Source organism: Nostoc sp. MS1 (genome assembly GCF_019976755.1).
Taxonomy (GTDB): Bacteria; Cyanobacteriota; Cyanobacteriia; order Cyanobacteriales; family Nostocaceae; genus Trichormus.
On record NZ_AP023441.1, the window covers coordinates 3,643,018 to 3,666,791 of the forward strand.

20 protein-coding genes are annotated in these 23,774 nt (G+C 39.7%); 11 read left to right on the forward strand and 9 right to left on the reverse strand.

Annotation, left to right across the window (positions count from 1 at the left end; genetic code table 11):
* Positions 1 to 209 precede the first annotated feature (209 nt).
* Positions 210 to 2,504 (forward strand): 1,4-alpha-glucan branching enzyme, encoded by a 2,295-nt coding sequence (gene glgB / locus NSMS1_RS15755; RefSeq protein WP_224085482.1) that lies wholly within the window; start codon positions 210 to 212, stop codon positions 2,502 to 2,504.
* Between the two features lie 186 nt (positions 2,505 to 2,690).
* Here the strand turns inward: glgB and NSMS1_RS15760 are convergent, their stop codons facing one another.
* Entirely contained in the window at positions 2,691 to 3,572 is an 882-nt protein-coding gene (locus NSMS1_RS15760) for an alpha/beta fold hydrolase (RefSeq protein ID WP_224085484.1), read from the reverse strand.
* A 114-nt stretch (positions 3,573 to 3,686) separates the two neighbouring features.
* Positions 3,687 to 4,184 carry a HugZ family protein gene (locus NSMS1_RS15765; RefSeq protein WP_224085485.1) on the reverse strand — a complete coding sequence of 166 codons (498 nt, stop codon included), beginning with the start codon at positions 4,182 to 4,184 and terminating at the stop codon, positions 3,687 to 3,689.
* 184 nt (positions 4,185 to 4,368) lie between these two features.
* Between NSMS1_RS15765 and NSMS1_RS15770 the strand changes: the two genes are divergently transcribed.
* The 5 genes from NSMS1_RS15770 (at position 4,369) to NSMS1_RS15790 (ending at position 9,728) form a co-directional block, all read left to right on the forward strand.
* Positions 4,369 to 5,850, forward strand: a complete 1,482-nt coding sequence (locus NSMS1_RS15770) for a CIA30 family protein (RefSeq protein ID WP_224085487.1) — start codon at positions 4,369 to 4,371, stop codon at positions 5,848 to 5,850.
* A gap of 72 nt (positions 5,851 to 5,922) precedes the next feature.
* On the forward strand, positions 5,923 to 6,261 hold the full coding sequence (locus NSMS1_RS15775; RefSeq protein WP_224085489.1) for a hypothetical protein: 339 nt from the start codon (positions 5,923 to 5,925) through the stop codon (positions 6,259 to 6,261).
* Positions 6,262 to 6,735: 474 nt separating this feature from the next.
* Positions 6,736 to 7,449 (forward strand): heme oxygenase (biliverdin-producing), encoded by a 714-nt coding sequence (locus NSMS1_RS15780; protein WP_224085490.1) that lies wholly within the window; start codon positions 6,736 to 6,738, stop codon positions 7,447 to 7,449.
* A 371-nt stretch (positions 7,450 to 7,820) separates the two neighbouring features.
* The gene (hemN, locus tag NSMS1_RS15785) at positions 7,821 to 9,203 is read left to right on the forward strand and encodes an oxygen-independent coproporphyrinogen III oxidase (RefSeq protein WP_224085491.1); all 1,383 of its coding nucleotides are present in this window, start codon (positions 7,821 to 7,823) and stop codon (positions 9,201 to 9,203) included.
* A 300-nt stretch (positions 9,204 to 9,503) separates the two neighbouring features.
* Positions 9,504 to 9,728 (forward strand): hypothetical protein, encoded by a 225-nt coding sequence (locus NSMS1_RS15790; protein ID WP_224085492.1) that lies wholly within the window; start codon positions 9,504 to 9,506, stop codon positions 9,726 to 9,728.
* A 176-nt stretch (positions 9,729 to 9,904) separates the two neighbouring features.
* Here the strand turns inward: NSMS1_RS15790 and metK are convergent, their stop codons facing one another.
* Both metK and NSMS1_RS15800 read right to left on the reverse strand, forming a co-directional pair.
* A complete protein-coding gene (gene metK, locus NSMS1_RS15795) occupies positions 9,905 to 11,167 on the reverse strand; it encodes a methionine adenosyltransferase (RefSeq protein ID WP_224085493.1) in 1,263 nt (420 codons plus the stop codon).
* A gap of 262 nt (positions 11,168 to 11,429) precedes the next feature.
* On the reverse strand, positions 11,430 to 12,434 hold the full coding sequence (locus NSMS1_RS15800; protein WP_067764226.1) for a phosphoribulokinase: 1,005 nt from the start codon (positions 12,432 to 12,434) through the stop codon (positions 11,430 to 11,432).
* Between the two features lie 1,015 nt (positions 12,435 to 13,449).
* Between NSMS1_RS15800 and petH the strand changes: the two genes are divergently transcribed.
* Together petH and NSMS1_RS15810 are read left to right on the forward strand one after the other, a co-directional pair.
* Positions 13,450 to 14,733, forward strand: a complete 1,284-nt coding sequence (gene petH / locus NSMS1_RS15805) for a ferredoxin--NADP reductase (RefSeq protein WP_224085494.1) — start codon at positions 13,450 to 13,452, stop codon at positions 14,731 to 14,733.
* A 185-nt stretch (positions 14,734 to 14,918) separates the two neighbouring features.
* A complete protein-coding gene (locus tag NSMS1_RS15810; RefSeq protein ID WP_224085495.1) occupies positions 14,919 to 16,208 on the forward strand; it encodes a homoserine dehydrogenase in 1,290 nt (429 codons plus the stop codon).
* Between the two features lie 32 nt (positions 16,209 to 16,240).
* On the opposite strand, the gene NSMS1_RS15815 is transcribed toward NSMS1_RS15810, so the two are convergent.
* Both NSMS1_RS15815 and NSMS1_RS15820 read right to left on the reverse strand, forming a co-directional pair.
* Complete coding sequence (locus tag NSMS1_RS15815) at positions 16,241 to 16,390, reverse strand: hypothetical protein (RefSeq protein ID WP_224085496.1); 150 nt, start codon at positions 16,388 to 16,390, stop codon at positions 16,241 to 16,243.
* A gap of 333 nt (positions 16,391 to 16,723) precedes the next feature.
* Entirely contained in the window at positions 16,724 to 17,161 is a 438-nt protein-coding gene (locus NSMS1_RS15820) for a CAAD domain-containing protein (protein WP_224095244.1), read from the reverse strand.
* A gap of 701 nt (positions 17,162 to 17,862) precedes the next feature.
* On the opposite strand from NSMS1_RS15820, the gene NSMS1_RS15825 reads away from it, so the two are divergent.
* The 3 genes from NSMS1_RS15825 to NSMS1_RS15835 all read left to right on the forward strand — a co-directional run bounded on the left by NSMS1_RS15825 (position 17,863) and on the right by NSMS1_RS15835 (position 20,738).
* A complete protein-coding gene (locus tag NSMS1_RS15825; protein ID WP_224085498.1) occupies positions 17,863 to 18,402 on the forward strand; it encodes a DUF3172 domain-containing protein in 540 nt (179 codons plus the stop codon).
* Between the two features lie 306 nt (positions 18,403 to 18,708).
* Positions 18,709 to 19,923, forward strand: a complete 1,215-nt coding sequence (locus tag NSMS1_RS15830) for a hypothetical protein (RefSeq protein WP_224085499.1) — start codon at positions 18,709 to 18,711, stop codon at positions 19,921 to 19,923.
* Between the two features lie 128 nt (positions 19,924 to 20,051).
* Complete coding sequence (locus NSMS1_RS15835) at positions 20,052 to 20,738, forward strand: M15 family metallopeptidase (protein ID WP_224095245.1); 687 nt, start codon at positions 20,052 to 20,054, stop codon at positions 20,736 to 20,738.
* A 105-nt stretch (positions 20,739 to 20,843) separates the two neighbouring features.
* Here the strand turns inward: NSMS1_RS15835 and NSMS1_RS15840 are convergent, their stop codons facing one another.
* From NSMS1_RS15840 to NSMS1_RS15850, 3 genes are all read right to left on the reverse strand, one after another.
* Positions 20,844 to 21,257, reverse strand: a complete 414-nt coding sequence (locus NSMS1_RS15840) for a TspO/MBR family protein (RefSeq protein WP_224085502.1) — start codon at positions 21,255 to 21,257, stop codon at positions 20,844 to 20,846.
* A 139-nt stretch (positions 21,258 to 21,396) separates the two neighbouring features.
* The gene (locus NSMS1_RS15845) at positions 21,397 to 21,870 is read right to left on the reverse strand and encodes a TspO/MBR family protein (protein ID WP_224085503.1); all 474 of its coding nucleotides are present in this window, start codon (positions 21,868 to 21,870) and stop codon (positions 21,397 to 21,399) included.
* 257 nt (positions 21,871 to 22,127) lie between these two features.
* The gene (locus NSMS1_RS15850; RefSeq protein WP_224085505.1) at positions 22,128 to 23,756 is read right to left on the reverse strand and encodes a RecQ family ATP-dependent DNA helicase; all 1,629 of its coding nucleotides are present in this window, start codon (positions 23,754 to 23,756) and stop codon (positions 22,128 to 22,130) included.
* Positions 23,757 to 23,774 lie beyond the last annotated feature (18 nt).

Here is a 23,774-nt window from a genome sequence, read left to right on the forward strand (position 1 = left end):
TTGCATATAGAGCTTGATTATTTTTAGCATTCATCATCGTCTTTAATCTGCACTAGAGCGATCGCTTATATTCAATACCTGACTTTAAGCGTCTGCTTCGCTCATTGTGCGATACGATAACGGTGGCGACAAAATTGCAAATAAATGTAAAGAATAGATATATACAAAATCCAATTTAGTCAACCAGTTTATTATTTTTAGGTAGCTTCATGTCCATGACCACGATCGCCCCTGAACAGGTTAACCGCATCGTCTGGAACCAGCATCATGATCCTTTTGAAATACTGGGTTCTCATCCCATAGAACAAAACGGTAAAAACGTTTGGGTTGTCAGAGCCTATCTACCAAACGCCAGTGCAGCTTGGGTAGTACTACCAGAACAACGGCAAGAGTACCCCATGCAAACGGTACATGACCCCCACTTTTTTGAGTGTACCATTGAAACTTCTGAGCTATCCAACTACCAACTAAAAATTAAAGAGGGAGAACATGAGCGTGTCACTTATGACCCTTATGCTTTTCGTTCCCCTCGTCTGACAGACTTTGATTTACATTTGTTTGCCGAAGGTAATCATCACCGCATTTATGAAAAACTCGGAGCGCACGCCACAGAAGTAGATGGAGTTAAAGGCGTTTACTTTGCAGTTTGGGCCCCCAATGCTCGCAACGTTTCCGTTTTGGGAGACTTCAACCAATGGGATGGACGCAAACACCAGATGCGTAAAGGCCCCACAGGTGTTTGGGAATTATTCATTCCCGAACTAGGCGTAGGGGAGCATTACAAATATGAAATAAAAAATCTTGCAGGTCACATTTACGAAAAATCTGATCCTTATGGTTTCCAACAAGAAGCACGCCCCAAAACAGCTTCAATTGTTAGCGATTTAAACTCATACCAATGGAACGACGAAGACTGGTTAGAAAATCGTCGTCATACAGATCCCCTGACTCAGCCCATCTCAGTTTATGAGGTGCATTTAGGTTCTTGGTTACATGGTGCAAGTGCCGAGCCAGCTAAGTTACCTAATGGCGAAACCGAACCTGTAGTCATTGCTTCCGAATTAAAGCCAGGTTCACGTTTTTTAACCTACCGCGAATTAGCCAGCAGACTAATTCCTTATGTTAAGGAATTAGGATACACACACATCGAATTATTACCAATTGCCGAACATCCTTTTGATGGGTCTTGGGGTTATCAAGTCACTGGGTACTACGCCCCCACCTCGCGTTTCGGTAGCCCTGAAGATTTTATGTATTTTGTTGACCAATGTCATCAAAATGGCATTGGTGTAATTGTCGATTGGGTTCCGGGTCACTTCCCCAAAGATGGACATGGTTTAGCTTTCTTTGATGGCACTCATTTGTACGAACACGCTGACCCCCGCAAAGGCGAACATAAAGAGTGGGGTACTTTGGTGTTCAACTACAACCGCAACGAAATACGTAACTTTTTAGTAGCAAATGCCCTGTTCTGGTTCGACAAATACCACATTGATGGGATTCGTGTTGATGCTGTGGCTTCCATGCTCTACCTTGACTACTGCCGCAAAGAAGGAGAATGGGTAACTAACCAATATGGCGGTAGAGAAAATTTAGAAGCTGCCGACTTTCTGCGTCAAGTAAACCATCTACTGTTTAGTTATTTCCCAGGTGTTCTTTCCATCGCTGAAGAATCTACATCTTGGCCGATGGTGTCTTGGCCTACCTATACAGGTGGTTTAGGCTTTAACTTGAAGTGGAACATGGGCTGGATGCACGATATGCTGGATTATTTCAGCATGGACCCTTGGTTTAGGCAGTTCCATCAAAACAACATCACTTTTAGTATGTGGTACAACCACAGCGAAAACTTCATGCTAGCCTTGTCCCACGATGAAGTCGTACATGGCAAGAGCAATATCATCGGTAAAATGCCGGGCGATAGATGGCAGAAATTAGCAAATGTGCGTTGTTTATTCACCTATATGTTTACTCACCCAGGTAAGAAAACCATGTTTATGAGCATGGAATTTGGACAATGGAGTGAGTGGAATGTCTGGGCTGATTTGGAGTGGTCTTTATTACAATTTGAACCCCATCAACAATTGAAAACGTTCTTTGCAGAACTGAATAAACTTTATCGTTCTGAACCAGCTTTATACACCTTAGACTTTGCTAGAGAAGGATTTGAGTGGGTTGATTGTAGCGATAATCGCCATAGTGTAGTCTCCTTTATCCGCCGTGATAAAGACACTGAAAATTTTGTGGTGGTCGTTTGTAACTTTACACCCCAACCCCATTCTCACTATCGTATTGGTGTACCAGAGAAAGGCTTTTACACAGAGTTATTCAATAGCGATGCACGTCAATATGGCGGTAGCAACATGGGTAACTTAGGTGGTAAGTGGACTGATGATTGGTCAATGCACAATCGTTCTTATTCACTGGATTTATGTTTACCACCTTTAGGCGTTTTAATCCTCAAGTTAAATAAAGAACAAACGGCTAAAGCGTTAGGTTCCTAATATTAAAGGTGGGGTAATACCCACCTTTTTTATTTTTAGGAACTATGAATATAATCAAATAATCACAGCAATTCTAATGACAACTTTATTATTTATACTTTTAGCGTCATTGAAACGATAGATTCATTTCTGAATACTGAGTATATGTTGGGCGGTTGCATGTGCATTATATTTTTGTGAATGCTATTAAACATAACTTTGTAATAAGCCAATGAAGACTTCTGGCAGTTCTAAATGGGGTAGTACTCCTGTGTCAGCGATCGCATAAAATTTCTTAATCACTCCAGGATTCAAACTAGCCAAGCGTCTGCCTAATTTAATACTAGTAAATTGGGCTTTCTCTCCCCAGAAAAAGACGGTGGGAGTTGTCAATTGTTGGATATATAAACTCAAGTCAAAATAAAGGTCGCCTTTGAGAAAAGACAAGGCGGCAAATTTAGCATTAGGCTGTTGTGCAGAATATAAATAAGCATCTACTATTTCTTGCGAAATTCGTTGCGGTTGAGCAAACAGAAAACTTTGCAGGAAATTTCTTACCGCCAGTTCATTTTCTGCACCCAAAGCATAAATTAAATTATCTAACAAAGGTGTATTAATTACAGATAATGGTAGCCTGCGTCCAGCACCTTGACCAAAATCATCAAACCCAGAGGGACAAACTAAATATAGTGAATCAAATAAATTGGGTTGAGTAATTGCTAAACGAATAGTTATAGCCGAAGTTAAAGAAGAGGCGATGACTTTGACTGGTTGGTGACAAGTTTGATTAATGAATTGTGCGATCGCCGTAAGATAATCCTGAATCTGGTAATCTCTTACAGGATGTGCAGACTCTCCCCAGCCAATTAAATCAGGTGCGAGGATGCGGTGTGTAGCTGCAAAAGCCGGATATACCTTAGACCATTCATAAGCAGACGCGCCCCCGCCAAAATTATGGAGAAACAATAACGGTGGTAAATCTTCATCAGCATTCAACCAAGGAGCAGCCGTTTGAGTATAGTAAACCATTGCTCCCAAGGATGTATGGATGACTTTATGACCAAACCCAGGAGGTTGAAACTGAAGCATATTAACTAGGGAGTAGGGAGTGGGGGAGATGAGGGATGAGGGAGTAGGGGGAGAAAAACTAATGACTATGGACTGTTGACTATGGACTATGGACTATGGACTAATGACTAATGACTATCCTTTCTCACTTGTGATTTGCTCAAGTTGATCTAGGCGATCGCCGCTAATGTGATAAGCTGAACCAAACCCAATGACAAAACGTCCCTCATGAGGGGTGAGTTGGAAAATCCGAAAGTCACCCAAGCCGCGTAATACTTCAATAATTTGACCAAAACGTGCTTGAAATTGGTCAACTATTTGATTCCAAGTTGCAGATTCGCGCTCAATCAGCCTAGCTGTACAATCAAAGTTTAAACGACGACGGGCAAATATTTGATTAGCTTTTGCTTCATCCTCAATAAATAAAACATTAACATGAGGATTAGCCTCAATATTTTTAGTGTGGGTAGAAAGACCACTTACATAAATATAAATATTTTTAGCATCATCTATAACAAAAGGAGCATAACTCCCATTTGGGACACCCTCCTTAGATATAGTGCTAATTACAGCACTTTCAAACTCTTGAATAAAACCTTCATACTCAGCCTGAGCTTTTTCCAGTTGACTCATAATTATATTTCTATTCAATTAATAATAACCACTTAAGTATCCTAACCTGCTTCAGCAAAATGATATGACAAGGCACAGTGTATAGAAAGTAGAAGATCATAATTATTCCCCTCATCTCCCTCATCACTACCCACACCCACCAATCGCTATCATGTAGCAAGATGCTAATTATGAGGACGCAACTGTGACTAATAAAAATCGTTCTCAATGGGACTTAGGTAGGTTTATTGAAACGCTGACTTACTTCGAGGTTATTCCTTTTTTGAACTGCATACAACGGTTAATTCTGGGTCGTCCTCAGAATGAAAGACCTCGAACCAATGGAGACGAAAACATGGGTGTAATTTTGGTAGCAGGTGCAACGGGTGGTGTTGGTAAACGAGTGGTAGAAAAACTGAGGAAACAGGGTAATAACGTCCGCGCCTTGGTACGAGATATTGATAAAGCTAGGTCGATTTTAGGTAATGATATTGATTTAGTGGTCGCAGACATTACTAAACCAGAAACTCTAACTCCTCTTGTCATGGCTAACATGCAAGCTGTTGTTTGTTGTACAGCAGTACGTGTGCAACCAGTGGAAGGAGACACAGCAGATAGAGCCAAATATTATCAAGGTGTGAAATTTTACCAGCCAGAAATTGTTGGGGACACTCCAGAAAATGTGGAATATCAAGGAGTGAAAAATTTAGTTACAGCCGCAGCAAAATATTTACCAGCAACAAGTGAAAAAGTCATATTTGACTTTACACACCCATCAGCAGAACTAAAAAATATTTGGGGTGCGCTTGATGATGTGGTCATGGGAGGCGTGAGTGCTAGTAATATTCAATTGGTAGAAAATACCGCTTTATTTGCTGGTAATGTTTCCACAGCTAACTCTGGCGGCTTTGCTTCTGTGAGAACCAGAAACTTTGACCCGGCATTTAATTTATCTGGTTATGAAGGTGTAGAATTACGAGTCAAAGGTGACGGTCAGCGTTACAAATTATTTCTGCGGACAGATACTAAATGGGATGGGCTAGGATATAGCTATTCTTTTGATACTGTTGCTAACACTTGGATAAATATCCGCGTACCTTTTGCCGATTTGGTTCCGGTATTTCGAGCAAAAACCGTCAATGATGCGCCACCAATTGATAGTAGTAAGGTTAATTCTTTTCAATTGATGTTGAGTAAGTTTGAATATGACGGTGCTTTAAATCCTCATTTCTGTGCAGGTAATTTTGCGCTACAGGTAGAATCTATCAAAGCTTACAGTGGAACAAATACACCAAAATTTGTTCTTGTAAGTTCCGCAGGTGTTACTCGTCCAGGAAGACCAGGAATTAATTTAGATGAAGAACCCCCAGCCGTGAGATTAAATGACCAGTTGGGAGGGATTTTAACTTGGAAGTTAAAGGGAGAAGATAGTTTAAGAGAAAGTGGGATTCCTTACATTATTATTAGACCTTGTGCTTTAACGGAAGAAGCAGGAGGTAAGGAATTGATCGTTGAACAGGGTGATAATATTAGAGGGAAAATCAGCCGTGAGGATGTGGCACAGTTGTGTGTGCGATCGCTACAACAAAAGGTATGTAATGTCACCTTTGAGGTTAAGGAAGGTACAAATATTGTCCAATCGATTGATTGGCAGCATTTATTTACCAACTTAAAACCTGACCGCTAAATCATACCAAAGAAATAGGGGAGTCGAGTAAATAATCATTTCACCAATCTACTCCCCAAAGGAGTAGGTCAAATGTTTCGTAAATGGTTATTTACAATTACTCTCATAATTGTCATCTGCTTGGGTTTATTATCTACTCCAGCAGCATCACAGCAAATTGACTCCCGCATTAACAATTTAGAAGCGGATTATAGAAACGTTCTATCACGATTAAACCAAATAGAAGTACAACTTGGTCAACGTCCAACGACATCTGCTCCCAGAACCACAATTACACCCACTGGTTCTAGAAGAAACTTATCATCAACGCAAAGAGATCAGATGTTTGATAGGTTGGCGACTTTGGTAGTGGAATTAAAACAACAGGTTAATAAATTAGAAGCACGAGTTGCTAAATTAGAATCACAGTAATTTTAATTAAGCGATAGCCAAAGGCTTAAGCTGCGCTTATCGCACCTTTATAATTAATGAAAAGCTGTCTTTTGATACAACCTTTCTTCATCTCCTGAGATACAGAGTACACAACTAATAAATTTAGAAATACCTTTCAAGCCTTTCTATTTTTGTCGTTTCCTTGACTAAATCTTTTTACGTGATCGCTTAAATATTACACATCCTCTCCCTTCTGGCTTTATTGCGACAGATTAAGAGAAATATAAAAAATTATTAATAGCTGTATAGTTATAAAGACATTAATAGTTAAATAGTCTTGGGGCTAAAAATAGTTTGAATCTATATGGGCAGTGGTAATTGCTAGATAGATTCATACATATCCTCTCTACATCCAGAATAACCCTGAGAACTCTGGTATTGACCGTAAATTGATGGCCAAGTTGGTAAATACGGCTGTCTAAAATCTGGCGATTGAATAACAAGGAAGCAACAATGAGTAGCAATCTAGCCGTCAAACTGCGCTCTGGCACTCAAAAAGCTCACACAGCAGCAGAAAACGTGGGATTCATGAAGTGTTTTTTGAAAGGTGTGGTAGATAAAGAAAGTTTCGCCAAATTTTTAAGCAACTTGTATTTTGTTTACACCGAACTAGAAGCAGCAATCAAGAGCCATATAAACAATCCGGCGATCGCACCAATTTATTTTCCCGAACTAAATCGCCAAGCTTCCTTAGAAAAAGACATGGTGTTTTATTACGGTAGTGAATGGCGCAACCTAATTTCACCCTCACCCAGCGCTCAAGCTTATATCAAGCATATTCGAGAACTTTCTGCCACCAACCCTGCATTATTAATTGGTCATAGCTACACCCGCTACATGGGCGACCTTTCCGGTGGTCAGATGTTACAAAAAGTCGCTCAGTCAAGCCTCAAGCTATCTGGCTATGAGGGTACATCTTTTTATAACTTCGAGCAAATTCCTGACAAAAAAGCATTTAAAGACAAGTATCGTCAGGCATTAGACTCTGTACCAGTGGATGAAGCAACGGCTGATCAAATTGTTGCCGAAGCGAATAGTGCCTTCCAATTCAATATGCAAATGGCTACAGACTTAGAAGGCAACTTAATTAAAGCTTTGGGTCAAGTAGTATTTAATAATTTGACTAGTAGTCATAACCCAGGTAGTACAGAAGCGCCTGTAATGTGAACAGAGATGAGGAAGTGGGGGGAGATGAGGGAGAAATTATTAACTTTCACCTTACACTTTTTCCTTTTTCCCTTTTCCCCACATTTGGTTCAATCAACACATCAGACTCTTGCTTTGCTATCTAAACTAAAAAGCAGCTAGAGCATAAGGCTTGTCTTGGCAATTTGCTGTGCGTCAAAAAACAAATTGCTTTTCCCTACACCTATATAACCAACCACTGGTCAGTTATGACGGAAATCAAAATATCATTTGCCGAAAGTTCAACAAGTCAGTAGATCAGCGTTGTTGAATTTTGTAGTCAGATTTCTAAGGTATTTTGAATCCCTTGTAGCGACATTAAGCGGTGTGGTTGCAGTACCTTGGAGGTTTTGATGGTTTTTGTTTCACCTAGTGTCAAATTTGATCTAGATATGATCAAAAAATATGACACTCCTGCACCTAGATATACAAGTTACCCACCCGCTACACAGTTAGCTGAAGGATGTACCGCCACCGATTATCAAAGTGCGATCGCAACTTCAAATCAGCGTAACTCACCGCTATCTTTGTATTTTCATATTCCGTTTTGCCAAAGTTCCTGTTACTTTTGCGGTTGTAATACGGTAATTTCCAATAACAAGAATATTGCCAAACCCTACTTAGAGCATCTGGTAAGAGAAATCAAGCATACAGCCAACTTGATTGATGCTGATAGAAAAGTTTTGCAAGTTCATTGGGGCGGAGGAACACCCAATTATTTAGAACCTCAGCAAGTACAATTCTTGTGGCAAAGTATTACAAGTCATTTCCAAATTGACCCCCAAGCAGAAGTTTCCATCGAAATTAACCCACGCTACGTTGACCAAGAATATATTTTCTTTCTCCGGGATATTGGCTTTAACCGCATCAGTTTTGGTATTCAAGATTTTAATCCTCAAGTGCAGGTAGCTGTTAACCGCATCCAACCAGAGGAGATGTTATTTAATGTAATGAGTTGGATTAAAGCGGCTGAATTTGACAGTGTAAATGTAGACTTGATTTATGGTTTACCTCATCAAAGCTTGGAAAGTTTTCGGGAAACAGTAAAGAAAACTGTAGCCTTAGATCCCGATAGAATTGTAGTTTTTAATTTTGCTTACGTTCCTTGGTTGAAACCAGCACAAAAAAATATTCCTGTAGAAGCATTGCCAGAGCCACAGGAAAAGTTAGAAATTTTGAAAATGACCATCGAAGAACTGACTAATAGCCAGTATCTATTTATCGGGATGGATCATTTTGCCAAACCTAACGATGAATTAGCGATCGCTCAACGTAATCGCACCCTGCAACGCAACTTCCAAGGCTACACTACCCACGCTGGTACAGAACTATTAGGTTTTGGTGCAACATCTATTAGTATGCTGCATGATACCTACGTACAGAATCATAAGCAGTTAAAAGAATATTATCAAGCAGTAGCTAGTGATACTTTACCTATTAGTAAAGGTATCAAACTGACAACAGATGATATTCTCAGGCGTGAGGTAATTATGTGCATCATGTCTAACTTTTATCTGCATAAGCCTGAAATTGAACAGAAATATAACATCAATTTTGATGAGTATTTCGCCCAGGAATTAGACGCATTAAAACCCCTAGAAATTGATGGGTTAGTTAATCTCTCAAGTAAATATATTCAAGTCACAGAAATTGGTAGATTGTTAGTCAGAAATATTGCTGTTGTCTTTGATATTTATCATCATGTGCAAGACAAGCAATTCTCTCGGACTATCTAAAGCATAGCTTATGCACCAAGGTTGTTTGTTGCGGCTGGGTGTAAGAGTATAGGGGTGCAAAGGTTTTGAAGACCTACACCCTATACCCTTGACTTTTTATTTCTGAAAAATATGAGTATTTTCTAGGGTATATTAGACGTAAACCATAATGCACGAAAGTTTTGAGATGCGGCTATTGACGTGACCAGACTAAAATAGTGCAATAAATTTTCTCTCTGTGACTCTGTGGTTAATTAATACAAGATTATAGCCTAGACATTCCAGTAATTTATACTCATAGGTTACGGATATCCTGAAAATATGGTGATTTTAATTATTTGTTTACTAGGTTTAGTAGGATTTATATTTTTTATCAAAGATGCTTTAAAGCAGCATAATAACAAATCTAACTACTATTTCAATGAAACTACTATTGGTGATAGTAATTGGGGATTTGATTCTGCTTGGGAACTAAATAATCAAGACTCTGCTTTTAGCGACTGTGATGGTAGTGATAGCAGCAGTTGTGATGGAGGTGGAGACTAAAATATTAAATCCATGTTTTATATCAGTGCTGGGAGCTGTTAGCGGTAACGGAGCAATTAGCAGTATATCTATTGCTACCATACACATAAAAATAAGGGAGTAAATAAATACTCCCTTAATACTATAGAATTACTGAATTAATTATTAGGACTAAAGTCCTTACTACGAGCGAATATTTAGGCGATCGCGCCTGATAATGCGTGACTAACAGCTTGCTTCAAAAAATCCGCTTTATCGGTACGTTCCCAAGGTAAATCTAGGTCGTTCCGTCCCAAGTGTCCGTAAGCCGCGACGTCCTGATAAAAACGTCCGCCTCTTTCGCTTGGTAAGTTGCGTAAGTTGAAGCTATGAATAATCCCGGCTGGACGTAGTTCAAAGTTGGCTTTGACTAGTTCCAACAAAATATCATCATCGACTTTGCCAGTACCGAAGGTATCAAGTAAAATACTTACGGGTCGAGCTACACCAATGGCATAACTTAACTGGACTTCACATTTCTCCGCCAACCCAGCAGCAACAATATTTTTCGCTACATAACGCGCAGCATAAGCCGCAGAACGGTCTACCTTTGTGGGGTCTTTGCCAGAGAAAGCACCGCCACCATGTCGGGAGTAACCACCGTAGGTATCAACGATAATTTTACGTCCTGTTAAACCAGAGTCGCCTTGAGGCCCACCAATAACGAATTTACCAGTGGGGTTAACTAAAAAGCGTGTATCTTGGTCTGGCTTGATTTCCAAGTCACCAAACACAGGTTCAACTACAGCCTTCCACAAATCTTCTTTGATTTTGGCTTGGACTGCGGCTTCATCAGTAATATCACCGATGGTAGCTGTGTGTTGTGTGGAAATGAGAACTGTATCAATACCTACAGGGCGACCGTCTTCGTAAATAACGGTAACTTGAGTTTTGCCATCAGGACGTAGGTAAGATAATTCCCCAGTTTTGCGGACGGCTGCGAGTCTACGAGCAATGCGATGAGCCAAGCAGATTGGCAAGGGCATCAGTTCTGGGGTTTCATTACAAGCGAAACCAAACATGATACCTTGGTCGCCAGCACCAATTGTATCGAATAGTTCTTCGCTATCCTGTTCGCGGGTTTCTTGAGCAGTGTTGACACCTTGAGCAATGTCTGGTGATTGTTCGTCTAAAGCTACAATTACACTGGTGCTGTTGGCTGAAAAGCCGTTATCGGCATTAATGTAACCAATTTCCGCTATTTTTTTCCGGGCAATATTAGCGTAATTGACATTAGCTTTAGTGGTGATTTCACCTGTGATTAATACTAAGCCAGTATTGACCACAACTTCAGCTGCAACACGACTAGTAGGGTCTTGTGTTAGCAAGGTATCCAAAATAGTATCAGAAATCTGATCGCAGATTTTATCTGGATGACCTTCGGTAACAGACTCGGAGGTAAATAGATAACGTCTAGACAATGAGTATTCCTCCTGTAGTAGTATTTTCGCTGACTAAGTATTTAAGTTATTTAGTCAAGCTACTCATTACTGAAATCATAATCATCTTGACACATTAGGCAGTTAGTGTGTCCTTTTGCAAAGAAAAATAAGTTTATGTTTAAGTATTTTTTGCCAAAATTCAATTTATCAAAATTATCAATGAATTAGAAAATGTTTTTATCAACACAAAAAAAGGGGTACTCGAAAGTACCCCAGGAGTTTTGACACAAACACTGCTGTATTAAACCTGAACTGCTAACTTGGCTTCCTTTGCTGTCAAGCGTTCGTAAGTAGCACGCATTTTCAAACCTGTTAACACTTGGAAAAAACCAGTTCCGTTGTTAGAACCAGGATACTCACGGTGTTGAAGTAGCAACTGAGTCAACTCACCTTGATACTTGGTGGATGTATTGCTGAGGTGGGTTTCGATGTAAATTACTTCTTCGAGGTTGTCGAATTGACCATCTACTTCGAGAACGGAAACGTAACGACCGTAGTAAACATCGGAACCGTAGTACAACTGCATTCCTGGGTAAGAACAGGTGAGTTTACGTCCGCAAGGAGTCCAGTTGATAGTTGAACCTTCATCAAACAAGTAAGCGGGTTCAAAACCTTCTTTACCTTCCCGTTGTAGCATCCGTACCCGCAGTACTTTACGCTCTGTATCGTCCTTAATTAAGTTGGTGGGCAATACTTGCAACACTACATCAGCAAATTCTCTTTGAGGTTCGATATACTTTTGGAAATCTGGCTTACGAGAATTGATAGCCGCTAGAACATCTTCGTAGCGATGACCCCTTTCGGCCATATCACGCTGGATTTTCCAAGCAATTTTAACTTCGTCGCTGATGTCAAAGTAGACGCTGAAATCGAGAAGCGATCGCACCCGTTCATCATATAAAGGATGCAGACCTTCAACCACTACAATATGATTTGGCTTGACTATTTCAGGTGGGTCAATCAAACCGGTTTCATGGTTATAAATCGGCTTGTTAATTTCATGACCTTCTTTGAGAGCTTTAATTTGCTCATACATCAGGTCAAAATTGTTGGCTCTGGGGTCAAGTGCAGTGATTCCAGTTTCTTTACGTTGTTTGCGGTCTAAAGAATGATAGTCATCCAAACAGATAACTGTCATAAACTCTTCACCGAATAAATCAATCAAACGACGCAAAAACGTAGATTTACCGCACCCGGAGTCTCCGGCTACTCCAATCAGTACCACGCGTTCCGGCTTAGTTGTCATAAATCTCCTCAAATACTAAATGTGTCAAGTAATAAGTTTTCACACAGCAGAATGTGAAGCCAGGAGTTACCCCATAGGTTTGTCCTGCGTTCTTGCTACTCAGCAGCATTAAAGATTTATCAGACGGGATACAACCAAATTAATGACTGTAATCCTCTGAATATCCTTGATTTATAGCTGGTAAGTATTTAATCCTAGTGGTATAGTTGATTTTAACAGAATGGGGTATCCCATACAATATTGGTTGTCAAGAGAATCGAGTTAGTTGACCAAACATACTGATGATGTAATTGAGATTTTTGAAGTTGCGTTAATCACTACCCATAACTCGTGTAGTGAATCCGTCTATTGCTTTGTGAGTTTATATAATTCAGTCTATAGGGTATAAATTTTTTTTGCAGCGAATTTGGGAAAATTTCCCCTAATTTTTTTATTTATACCTTGACATAGCGAGAAATATTACTCACTGGATCTATCCTCAGTGTGAACCCATTATTGCGGACAAAAAAGTTTTGGGGATCAGCTTACATAAACAGATAACTTTAAATAGACACATCATATCAAGGTGCGAATAGAGGTTGACAGATGCTACACATCAAGTAAAACTTAATTTATGTATCTACTTGTAACAAGTCTCCCCGGAAGCGTTAATGTTTGTTAATTGCTCTTGAATCTTAGATTTAAGACTCAGTACGTGGATAATTTTCTGCTACTGCTAACAGCACGTATTTACTCTTTCCTGGCAGGAGTATAAGTTTACAAAGAAAAGATTAAATTGACTCATTATTAACATTCTCTAGAAGACTTATCTTCTAACTTAGAAGGTAAATAGGTGTGTTTCTTACCATACCTGCACGTCTTGAGGAGAGTGTTCCAAGCGAGGCATTAATTGATAATGCTAATTTCTCATAACGCTAGTTTTGGTGACGAAAAATTCGATAAACTGAAGCTGGTTTGTGCCGAGAAAAATTTTTTTTGAGAAACTCTTAAGTTAAAGATCGGAGTGGTAGAAGGAATGTCTAATCAAGGTGCTTTTGAGAGTGCTGCCAACATAGAATCAGGTAGCCGCATCTTCGTTTACGAAGTGGTGGGTCTACGTCAGAACGAAGAAACTGAACAAACGAACTACCCAATTCGTAAAAGTGGCAGTGTGTTCATCAGAGTGCCTTACAATCGCATGAATCAAGAAATGCAGCGTATCACTCGACTAGGCGGCAAAATTGTTAGCATTCACCCTGCCAGCATACTAGAGCAAGTCAATGGCAAAGCTGCTAACACTGAGAATGGTAAAGCCACACCTGTAACAACAGATATTCAAGCTAAAGGTGTCTCAGAAACACCTGCGGAAGAAAAGTCTAAGAAAAAAGACAACAAAGGCAACACCATGACTCAAGCGAAAGCCAAACACGCTGATGTTCCTGTCAATACTTACCGTCCCAATTCCCCTTTTATTGGTAAGGTCATTTCTAATGACCCACTGGTACAAGAAGATGGGATTGGTATAGTTCAACACGTTAAATTTGATCTAACTGGTGGTGACTTAAAGTACATCGAAGGTCAAAGTATTGGCATTATCCCCCCAGGTTTAGATAAAAATGGTAAGCCTGAAAAACTGAGACTCTACTCCATCGCCTCAACCCGTCATGGCGATGATGTAGATGATAAAACAATCTCCTTGTGCGTCCGTCAATTAGAGTATAAGCATCCAGAAACTGGCGAAACAGTCTACGGTGTTTGTTCTACCTACCTGACTCAAATTAAACCAGGTGACGAAGTTAAGATTACTGGGCCTGTGGGTAAAGAAATGCTATTACCTGAAGACCCAGAAGCTAATGTCATTATGATGGCAACTGGTACTGGTATTGCGCCTATGCGAGCTTACCTGTGGCGGATGTTTAAGGATTCAGAAAGAGCTGCTAACCCAGAATATCAATTTAAAGGATTCTCTTGGTTAATTTTCGGCGTTCCTACAACTCCCAACATTCTATATAAAGAAGAACTGGAAGAAATTCAGCAAAAATACCCCGAAAACTTCCGCCTCACCTATGCCATCAGCCGGGAACAAAAGAACCCCCAAGGTGGCAGAATGTACATCCAAGACCGCGTAGCAGAACACGCTGATGAATTATGGGCATTAATCAAGAATGAGAAAACCCACACTTACATCTGCGGTTTGCGCGGTATGGAAGACGGTATTGACGCTGCTTTAACTGCTGCGGCTGCTAAAGAAGGTGTTACCTGGAGTAGCTACCAAAAAGACCTCAAGAAAGCTGGTCGTTGGCACGTTGAAACATATTAATTTGGTCATTGGTCATTGGTCATTGGCAAACAACTGACAATTGACAACTAACAAAATTAATGAATTTGTAGGGTGGGCAGTGCCGACCCTACAATTGTTTTGTATATAAATAGCTGAGGTAAGGGTGTACAGATGTACGTCTTTAGCAGGACTCAGCAATTAAAACTAAATTTGGTAGAAAGTTTGTGGGTGTAAAGCTGGGAATCTTAGGATTAGGTACGGTAGGAACAGGGACTGTGCAACTGCTACAAGATGCGGTTGGTCGTCACTCTTTACTACAAGAGGTAGAAATATATCGTGTGGGAGTTCGATCGCCTGATAAACCCCGCGAGGTACAATTATCATCGGCAGTTATTACTACAGATTTAGAGTCAATTGTCAACGATCCAGAAGTAGATATTGTTGTTGAGGTCATGGGGGGTTTGGAACCAGCGCGATCGCTGATTCTCCAAGCCATCAAAAATGGCAAACACGTAGTTACAGCGAATAAGGCGGCGATCGCCCGGTTTGGGGCGGAAATATTCACGGCCGCTAACCACGCTGGGGTATATGTGATGCTAGAAGCCGCCGTTGGTGGTGGGATTCCAGTAATTCAGCCATTAAAGCAGGCTTTGAGTGTCAATCGGCTTCATACAGTTACAGGTATCGTCAACGGCACAACTAACTACATCCTCACCCGGATGCAAACAGAGGGTAGCGATTTTGGGGATGTGTTGGCTGATGCCCAACGCTTGGGTTACGCGGAAGCTGACCCTACGGCTGATGTAGACGGGTTAGATGCAGCAGATAAAATTGCAATTCTCGCATCCTTAGCTTTTGATGGGCGGATTAACCTTCAGGATGTCTATTGTGAGGGGATTCGCCAAGTTAGTAAAACAGATATCGCCTACGCTGAAAAATTGGGATATGTGATTAAATTGTTAGCGATCGCCAAAAATCAGGCTAATGATACCACCAAACTATCTGTCAGGGTTCATCCTACCTTCGTACCCAAAACCCATCCCCTAGCCAGCATTAACGGCGTGTATAACGCCATCCTCGTAGAAGGTGAACCCATCGGTCAGGTCATGTTTTTTGGCCCTGGTGCGGGTGCAGGTGCAACTGCCAGCGCCGTTACCTCAGATATTTTGAATCTGGTTGCAGCGTTGAAAAGCAATACCACAGCCCCCAATCCCCTGTTAACCTGTAGACACGAAGACTACAGCCAAATTGCCCCTATCAGCGACCTCTCAAGTAGATTTTACGCCCGCTTCCTCACCAAAGACCAAGCTGGTGTCATTGGTCAGTTGGGTACATGCTTTGGAAATCACGGTGTGAGTATAGAGTCAATAGTCCAAACTGGTTTTCAGGGAGAACTAGCAGAGATTGTAGTTGTAACTCACGATGTCAGAGAAGGTGAATTTCGCCAAGCCTTGGCAGAAATTAAGAGCCTACCAGCAATTGACACCATTCCTAGCATTTTGAGAGTGTTATGAGTAATCAAGGTTGACTGTTGACCGTACTAATTTTAGATTTTAAATTTTGGATTTTGGATGATTTTTGGTTCAAGCCCAGCCCCTGGTGGAGCCACTCTCGTGGGCGGGTTTCCCGACTTGAGAGAAGTGGCGTGGCGGAACAAATCGCGCTGCTTCGTCAATCCAAAATCTCCAAGCTGCATCCTCTTGTGGGTGCAGTCAATCCAAAATCGTCAATCCAAAATCTAAAATTGTTTGACTGTTCAGCCTTCTTATACCAATTTGAAAAATGATTGCGACAAATGGATTACTGAAAAGTTCACTAATGAAGCATTTCAAAATCCAAAATCTAAAATCTAAAATCCAAAATGGTATTACTCAGGCTTGAGACTAAACAAAAACAACTAACAAGGACAAAGCAGACAAAAAATGGCCAAGCATAGTTTTGCTTGGCCATTTTCTGTATAAAAAAGGCAGACTCTGTTTGTGTAACTTTCGTAATTCATAATGACGAATTACGAATTACGAATTACGAATTATACTTCGTTACCATCTTGACCAACGACTTGAGATTTAAGAGTGGTGATTTCGTTAGTTAGTTCTTGTCTGGTAGAAGCTTTCAACAGGTAGCGATAAACGAACCAAGCAGAGTAACCGATACCAATCAATTCAAATGTTGGTGCTACTAAAGGGATATCATTCAAAGAATCTAAAACTGCCAACAGTACCTTCACTGCGACAATTGACCCCACAATTAAACCGACACTGACTAAGGGTTGTTTGTACTGATTAAAAAAGTTTCCTATGTAGTCGGGGAGAGTTGCTAAGAAATCAGAAACTTGTTCTCCGTATTTGCGCCATTCTTCTTGGGACTGCACAGGAGGCTGGAGTTTGGTAATAGTTCCTGCTTGAGTGTTAATGTCTGGCACTGTGGCCTCTTTGGGCTGGGTTTGGGTAAATTCTGGTTCTTGCATTTTCACTTCCATATATTTTGACAGTTGAGGTTCTCTATTGAAGACAATGACAACCAAAAGTTGTTGATTGAGGAATGCACAAGTGCTTCAAACTGAGGCAAGGCAATAGGATTTAATGTCCTATAACCATACTTGTGCCACAACACTTACTGCATCAACTACAAGGTAGACAGTCAGTAGGGATAGAAGTCAGAAATTGGCAGAATGTAAGACAATCAGCGCCTTTCTAAATTCTGTTTACGTCAATCAACTGCAATCTTCAGGTTGTTATTATCCCAAACTGTGTTAGTTGCTCCTAATCGTACTGAATAAAGTACAAATTATGCAAAAATCACTCTACCTCTCATTTATATAAACATAAACGCCGATTTTATCGGCATATTAAAGCTATCTTAAACCGCAATGGTCTAAGACCCATTGCCCATTAGTCCATTAGTTCTGACTACTAAGTATTTAACAGAAATTCTTATATATTCAGCTGACTAGACATTTATGCTCTTTTATGGTATTACATCAGATATTAAATATTGTCTGTAAAGTTGCAGGCAATTGCCTTAAGAATCGGCATACTGAAATAGGGAGAGCTAATTAAATTAGTAATTAGCTAGCTTTTATTAAGGTTATGTGACATTAATACCTGATAACTTAATTACTATATAAACTCTCCTGGCTTTTTCAGGCGTGAAGGTTATAAAGCAATAATGAGACGTAAATCTACTGGTAGAACGGCTACTACACCTAAATCTCCTAATTCCATATCCTCCATGTTTAACTTGTTCACTATTGCGATTTTAGGAGGTGTGTTTGTACTGGGAATTGGCATTGGCATCGCTTTTAGCTCCACAACCACATTATCGCCATCAAATGTGGCTTCTCGTGAATTTATCGACACCAAAGCACCAAACCCAGAGATTTGCGTCCAATACGGGGCAAGTGCAATGGTCATGGACGCTAGGCTATTTGTAACTCTCAACCCATTTAATGTTTATGTTGCTCAACCTAGTATGCGTCCTGGATGTGTCTTAAGACAAAATAACTGGGCGCTGTTAGAACAACGTAAACTTGTGACATCCGAGCAAGTAAGAGAATGTAAAAACCGCCTCAACACCTTTGGCTTTACAGGTAACTTAGATAGCGAAAAACCTGATATTAGGTGCATTTATCAAAACGAATCTGCACAAAATTTCTTTATGTCTCAACCTGGTGCAGTTGCACCATCTCAAGAAACAGAAAGATTTTAGTCTGGTAATAGTTAATGGGTAATTGGTAATGAGTAGACAAACCAATTACCCTTAGCTGATGCTCATAAAACAAACTCATTACCGTATTTAAACTTAAAACGTCTATACTTAAATAAATCAGGAAAAATACGCTATACCGTTGTTTGTATAAATAAGATGGAACTATAGAAATTATTATCTGTAATATTTAGTGGGTACCATTGCTCATCATATTAAAACATAGGTGGTTAATAGCTAATTTACTTAAATCAATATGTATATTTATTATCTCAAAAATCACTATTAATCCATTATCGGGTTACAAATATGTCAAATCGTCGTTACCCTTCTCCGTACTGGCGCTATCTTAGAGCTAGGTTGTCAAATTTAGGCAAACCTAGTTTTTGGGGAACAGCAATTTTTTTGTCTGTGGTAGGGCTAGTTGTTCATCAGTACTGGACTAATCCTCAAGTAGCAAATAATTCTAATATAGTAAATAATACGGATGACTCTGAGCTTTCAGAGGAAGATAAAGCTATTGCCGCAGATATTGATAATTTGCCATCTTTGCTTGCTGACACAGAACCTCTCATTTTGCCAGCAAACACCAGTCAATCTAAGAAGAATAAAAATCAAACACCATTAACAAATCCAACTAACAAACCGTCCTCTGGTGATCAACCTAAACTAAACTCAGATTCAGGTATAGCTAATTTTCAACAGCCAACATCTGTAGAGAAAAATGTATTTGTCTCAGAAGCGGAAAATTTGCTCCGGTTTGGCGCAACCAATAATGATCAGTTGTTAGGTTACAAACCTGGAAATGGATATCCTTCAACCACAGGGGTAACAGCTAATTCTTCTCAATTAAACCCAGGATTAGCTAATCAGATTAACACAAGCCAAAATGTTAACTCTAGTAACCAGCAACCTACAGGGCTGACCTCATCAACTAATCAAGTACCTAGTTTAAGTAATAGCAATCCAACTATTACTAACTCTACAAATATAACTACTTATGGTGGGGTAACGCAGTCTTTACCAACAAGTACCCAGCCGCCTCAGACTACACCCAATACAGGGTTAAATCCTGGTTTAGGTTATACACAACCAAGTTATACCAATAACTTCAATAATGTTCAGACTGTGCCGATAAATACAACAGTTAGTCCGGTAACTAATTACACTCAACCAAATTCATACAATAACCTGAATAATAATCAGGTTATTACCCCTAATACAAGAATTAATCCAGGAGTGGGTTACGTTCAGCCAATCATACCCAATCCTCCCAGCAATTTGAATTATCTGCAAAATTCGCCAAATCAAACTCAATCAACATCAACAGTTATTACTGGCACATCATCAATTATTGGCCCTTATACTGTACGCAGTCGTGCTAATAACACCACTAACACAACTCCAGTAGTTCCTAATAATTACGGTTATTCACAAATACCTCAAGCGAATTACCCAAATAATAATCTGCCTCAAGGACAGAATATTAACGGCTTGCAAAATAATGGTTACTCTTATCCATAGCGGTTGACAGGTGACAAGGTATAGGTTTAAAAGTTGATTCCTATTAGGTTTTTATCAGTCTATGCCCTAATATATGTGGCAATTGCTATATATCTAAAATAAACCTGCTAAGAGTGATTAATTACCAGATAAAACCTTATCACCACATAGCTATTGTGGAATGTGGTGAACCTCTAATAGAGATTCCCCTAGAACTTTTTACGGTGGAATCTCCACATCCCTATGAAAAACTAGGGGCTACTTACGGATACTATTCGCCTTATTACTTGCGTCAGAGTGTAGTTAACAAGCTGATTCAAGCTCAAAATTATTTAGAGTTGCTACTTCCTCTCTGGCGGATTCAAATTTTTGATGGTTATCGCCCTGTAGCTGTACAGCAATTTATGGTAAATTACAGCTTCGCTACAGCTGTACAAGAACGCGGTTTGATTGAGGCTGAGTTAAGCCAACACCAACGTCAAGAAATTTGGGATGCAGTTTACGAGATTTGGGCTGTACCAAGTTTGAATGAAAAAACACCACCTCCCCATAGTACAGGTGCAGCTGTAGATGTAACATTGGTGGATGATAAAGGACAAGTCGTGAACATGGGTTCGCCCATTGATGAATTGTCAGAGCGATCGCACCCCGATTACTATGCTCATAGTGAAATATCAGCACAGAGACAATATCACGCTCATCGCCAATTATTGTGCGATGTCATGCTTAAAGCTGGCTTTCAACGCAATCCCAAAGAGTGGTGGCATTTTTGTTATGGTGATCAAATGTGGGCTTGGTTGAGTCATCAACCAACAGCTATGTATGGACGTTTATGATAGCTATTGCTAATGCTAAGTCCCACATTTTGAATTTTAAATTATTTAAGCATCTTCGGGATTGAGTTGTCTTAATTCGTCTGTAGTGTATGTACCGATGGGACTTCAGAGTAAATAAGGAACCAGTAATATTGTGGCAATTGCGGAAATGGGTAATACAGCGATCGCTAAAACAACACCTGCAATGAAGCCGCTTAAGCCTATAATTTCTCCTGTTTTGAGGCTGCGGAATCTCAACATTAAAGGTATGTAAGTTACAGTAATTATTTCTACTAAGAGATATAGACCCATTAGCAGCCAAGTAACAATACTACCTGGGTTATGTTCCCAAACAATGTAGGCGGAAGCTGCACCGCAAATAAAAATTGCAGTCCAAATAAAGGGAATAAGTGGCTCAAAAACTAGCCATCTGGGGCGACTTAATTGAGCAAACCATTTAACATCGCGGGGAGTTATAAAGAAACTACCAAATTCCACTGCAAAAGCTACAGCCCCAATTACCATCCAAGAAGGTATCATATTTTTCTATCCCTTATCTTTTATCAAGCCATATACTGTCAGTTTGACAATCGTGGATATGGGATTAATCAGTCATTAGTAGTAATGTGAGGGGGAACTATAAGGGGAAGATTTTCCTTATTTCCTATAACTTATAATCTTAAGCATCTTGAGGGTTGAGATGAACCATTTGCCAAGTTGTGTAAGTACCAATTGGACTCCACAGTAAATAAGGGACTAATAATAATGCAGCCCAGCCAGAAATAGAGAGGACGAATAAAGTTAGAATTATGCTGAGAATTAAACCTGTACCGCCAACAATTGTACCTATCTGAAGACTACGCAGCCTGAACATTACAGGTGTATAGGCGATCGTGACAATTTCTAGTAGTAAATATAATCCCATGATGATCCAGGTTGTATTAGTTCCTGGATTCTTTTCCCATACAATATAAGCTGACCAAGCACCACAGATAAATATTATAGTCCAGATTACAGGAATTGCAGCTTCAAAGGTTAGCCATCTAGGTCTTTGTAGGCGTTTAAACCATTTGCGATCGCTAGGTGTAATGAAGTTAGCAGCTAAGGCGACTAAAATAGCTACACCTCCAATCACCATCCAAGACTTAATCATTTTTCTACTACTTAAATATCACTCATTTAAGAATATTCTTGCAACTTAAATATTCATATTTCATCATTCTCAAGATTGAAAATGTCATCACATACAGGAATATTTAACATTATTTATCTAACTAAGATTTTGTACATATTGCCAGTCTTGTTAATCACTATATACTTGGGTTTCTCTCTGTGTCTACCCTGCGGGAACGGCTCTGCCGAATGTGTCTCCGTGGTTAAGCCTATCTTGCAAACGCACATAGTTAAAACTTATTCAATTTGTTTTAATAATTTTTCAACTAGTTCAACAGCTAGGGTTTTATATCCAACTTTATCAAATAATACTACCATTTTGTCAGCTTCGTAACGCATTACACGACCTTTGCCGAAGTGGGTGTGAATGACGCAGCTATTAATTGGGAAAGGTTGAAAATCACTATCCTCTGTTATAATACCAGCTTGGCAGTTATCACAAAAACCACACTTCTTATTTAAAGATTCGCCAAAATAGTTGAGTAAATACTCACGTCTGCAATCGCGTAGTTCAGCATAATTGCGTATCATTTCCAGCCGCGATCGCAGGAACTTTTGTTGTCGTTCTTGAGCAATAGTTGCTGCTTGGACTGCGGCTTCTTGTTCGACATCATTATCAGTTTTTATTACCTCACCTGTTGGTAAAACTTCTACAAATTCTACTTCCTCTAAACGATTAATAGCTTTTGTTACTTTGCTTTGTGATAGGTCTGTAGTTTGCTGTACATTATCTATATTAATTGGTTCTTCAGCTTGTTGTACAGCCTCAGCTACCTGTAAAACATCCTCAAACTCTACCTTACTCCCTGCAAAAAAGCGTCTAATTTTTAAACTTTCAGGACAGTAAAATAAAATAGCTTTAGCTTCTTCCCCATTTCGTCCAGAGCGTCCAATTTCTTGGTAGTAAGAATCAATCGAATCACTAATATCGTAGTGGAAAACGAAGCGGACATTTGGTTTATCCACACCCATACCAAAGGCAGAAGTCGCAACAATCACTTCTACTTCGTCTGTCATAAAAGCTGCTTGTGCTTGTTCTCTTTGCGCTGTTTTCATACCAGCATGATAAGAAACAGCATTGACACCTATTTCTTGCAACGCATCTGCTAGGCGTTCGGCATTCTTTCTAGTAGCAGTGTAAACTATCCCTGGTTTTTCAATATCATAAATTTGCTGGAGTAAAGCATTAAGTTTTTCTTCCTCTTCGTGGAATGTTTGTACACCAAGCCAAATATTTGGTCGGTCAAAACCATGCACGAAAACATGCTGCTTACGCATTCCTAAACGTTCAACAATCTCATCCTGAATTAAAGGAGATGCTGTAGCAGTTAAAGCCAAAACTCTAGGATGCCCAAGTGATTCAATTACTGAACCTAATCTTAGATAATCTGGACGAAAATCATGCCCCCATTCACTAATACAATGGGCTTCATCTACAACAAATAAAGATATTTTAATCTCGCTCAATTTTGCTATTATCTCCTGATTATTAAATTGTTCAGGAGATAGAAATAAAAATTCTAGATTTTCTTGCTCTAAATCACTAAAAATATCTTGTCGTTGTGAATTAGAAATAGTAGAGTTAACAGCCGCAGCCTGAGAAATATCCTGTTCGTTAATAGTTTGCACTTGGTCTTGCTGTAGTGCTATTAAGGGAGAAATTACTATGGTTACACCAGGAATTAATAGAGCAGCAATCTGATAAATTGCTGATTTACCTGAACCTGTAGGCATGATTGCCAAACTATCATGTCCAGCTAAAATCGATTCGATAACTTCTTGCTGTTCTGGTCTTAAGCATTCGTAACCAAAAGTTTTTTGAGCAATTTCTTGTATTTGTTGAATTTTCTGGCGCTGTCTAGCCATGAGGAATTATGTGGAGAA

Coding starts and splice junctions, on each gene's coding strand:
- glgB (WP_224085482.1), top strand. CDS start 210: ATGTCCATGACCACGATCGCCCCTGAACAGGTTAACCGCATCGTCTGG.
- NSMS1_RS15760 (WP_224085484.1), bottom strand. CDS start 3,572: ATGCTTCAGTTTCAACCTCCTGGGTTTGGTCATAAAGTCATCCATACA.
- NSMS1_RS15765 (WP_224085485.1), bottom strand. CDS start 4,184: ATGAGTCAACTGGAAAAAGCTCAGGCTGAGTATGAAGGTTTTATTCAA.
- NSMS1_RS15775 (WP_224085489.1), top strand. CDS start 5,923: ATGTTTCGTAAATGGTTATTTACAATTACTCTCATAATTGTCATCTGC.
- NSMS1_RS15780 (WP_224085490.1), top strand. CDS start 6,736: ATGAGTAGCAATCTAGCCGTCAAACTGCGCTCTGGCACTCAAAAAGCT.
- hemN (WP_224085491.1), top strand. CDS start 7,821: ATGGTTTTTGTTTCACCTAGTGTCAAATTTGATCTAGATATGATCAAA.
- NSMS1_RS15790 (WP_224085492.1), top strand. CDS start 9,504: ATGGTGATTTTAATTATTTGTTTACTAGGTTTAGTAGGATTTATATTT.
- NSMS1_RS15800 (WP_067764226.1), bottom strand. CDS start 12,434: ATGACAACTAAGCCGGAACGCGTGGTACTGATTGGAGTAGCCGGAGAC.
- petH (WP_224085494.1), top strand. CDS start 13,450: ATGTCTAATCAAGGTGCTTTTGAGAGTGCTGCCAACATAGAATCAGGT.
- NSMS1_RS15815 (WP_224085496.1), bottom strand. CDS start 16,390: ATGCAGCTTGGAGATTTTGGATTGACGAAGCAGCGCGATTTGTTCCGC.
- NSMS1_RS15820 (WP_224095244.1), bottom strand. CDS start 17,161: ATGCAAGAACCAGAATTTACCCAAACCCAGCCCAAAGAGGCCACAGTG.
- NSMS1_RS15825 (WP_224085498.1), top strand. CDS start 17,863: ATGAGACGTAAATCTACTGGTAGAACGGCTACTACACCTAAATCTCCT.
- NSMS1_RS15830 (WP_224085499.1), top strand. CDS start 18,709: ATGTCAAATCGTCGTTACCCTTCTCCGTACTGGCGCTATCTTAGAGCT.
- NSMS1_RS15840 (WP_224085502.1), bottom strand. CDS start 21,257: ATGATACCTTCTTGGATGGTAATTGGGGCTGTAGCTTTTGCAGTGGAA.
- NSMS1_RS15845 (WP_224085503.1), bottom strand. CDS start 21,870: ATGATTAAGTCTTGGATGGTGATTGGAGGTGTAGCTATTTTAGTCGCC.
- NSMS1_RS15850 (WP_224085505.1), bottom strand. CDS start 23,756: ATGGCTAGACAGCGCCAGAAAATTCAACAAATACAAGAAATTGCTCAA.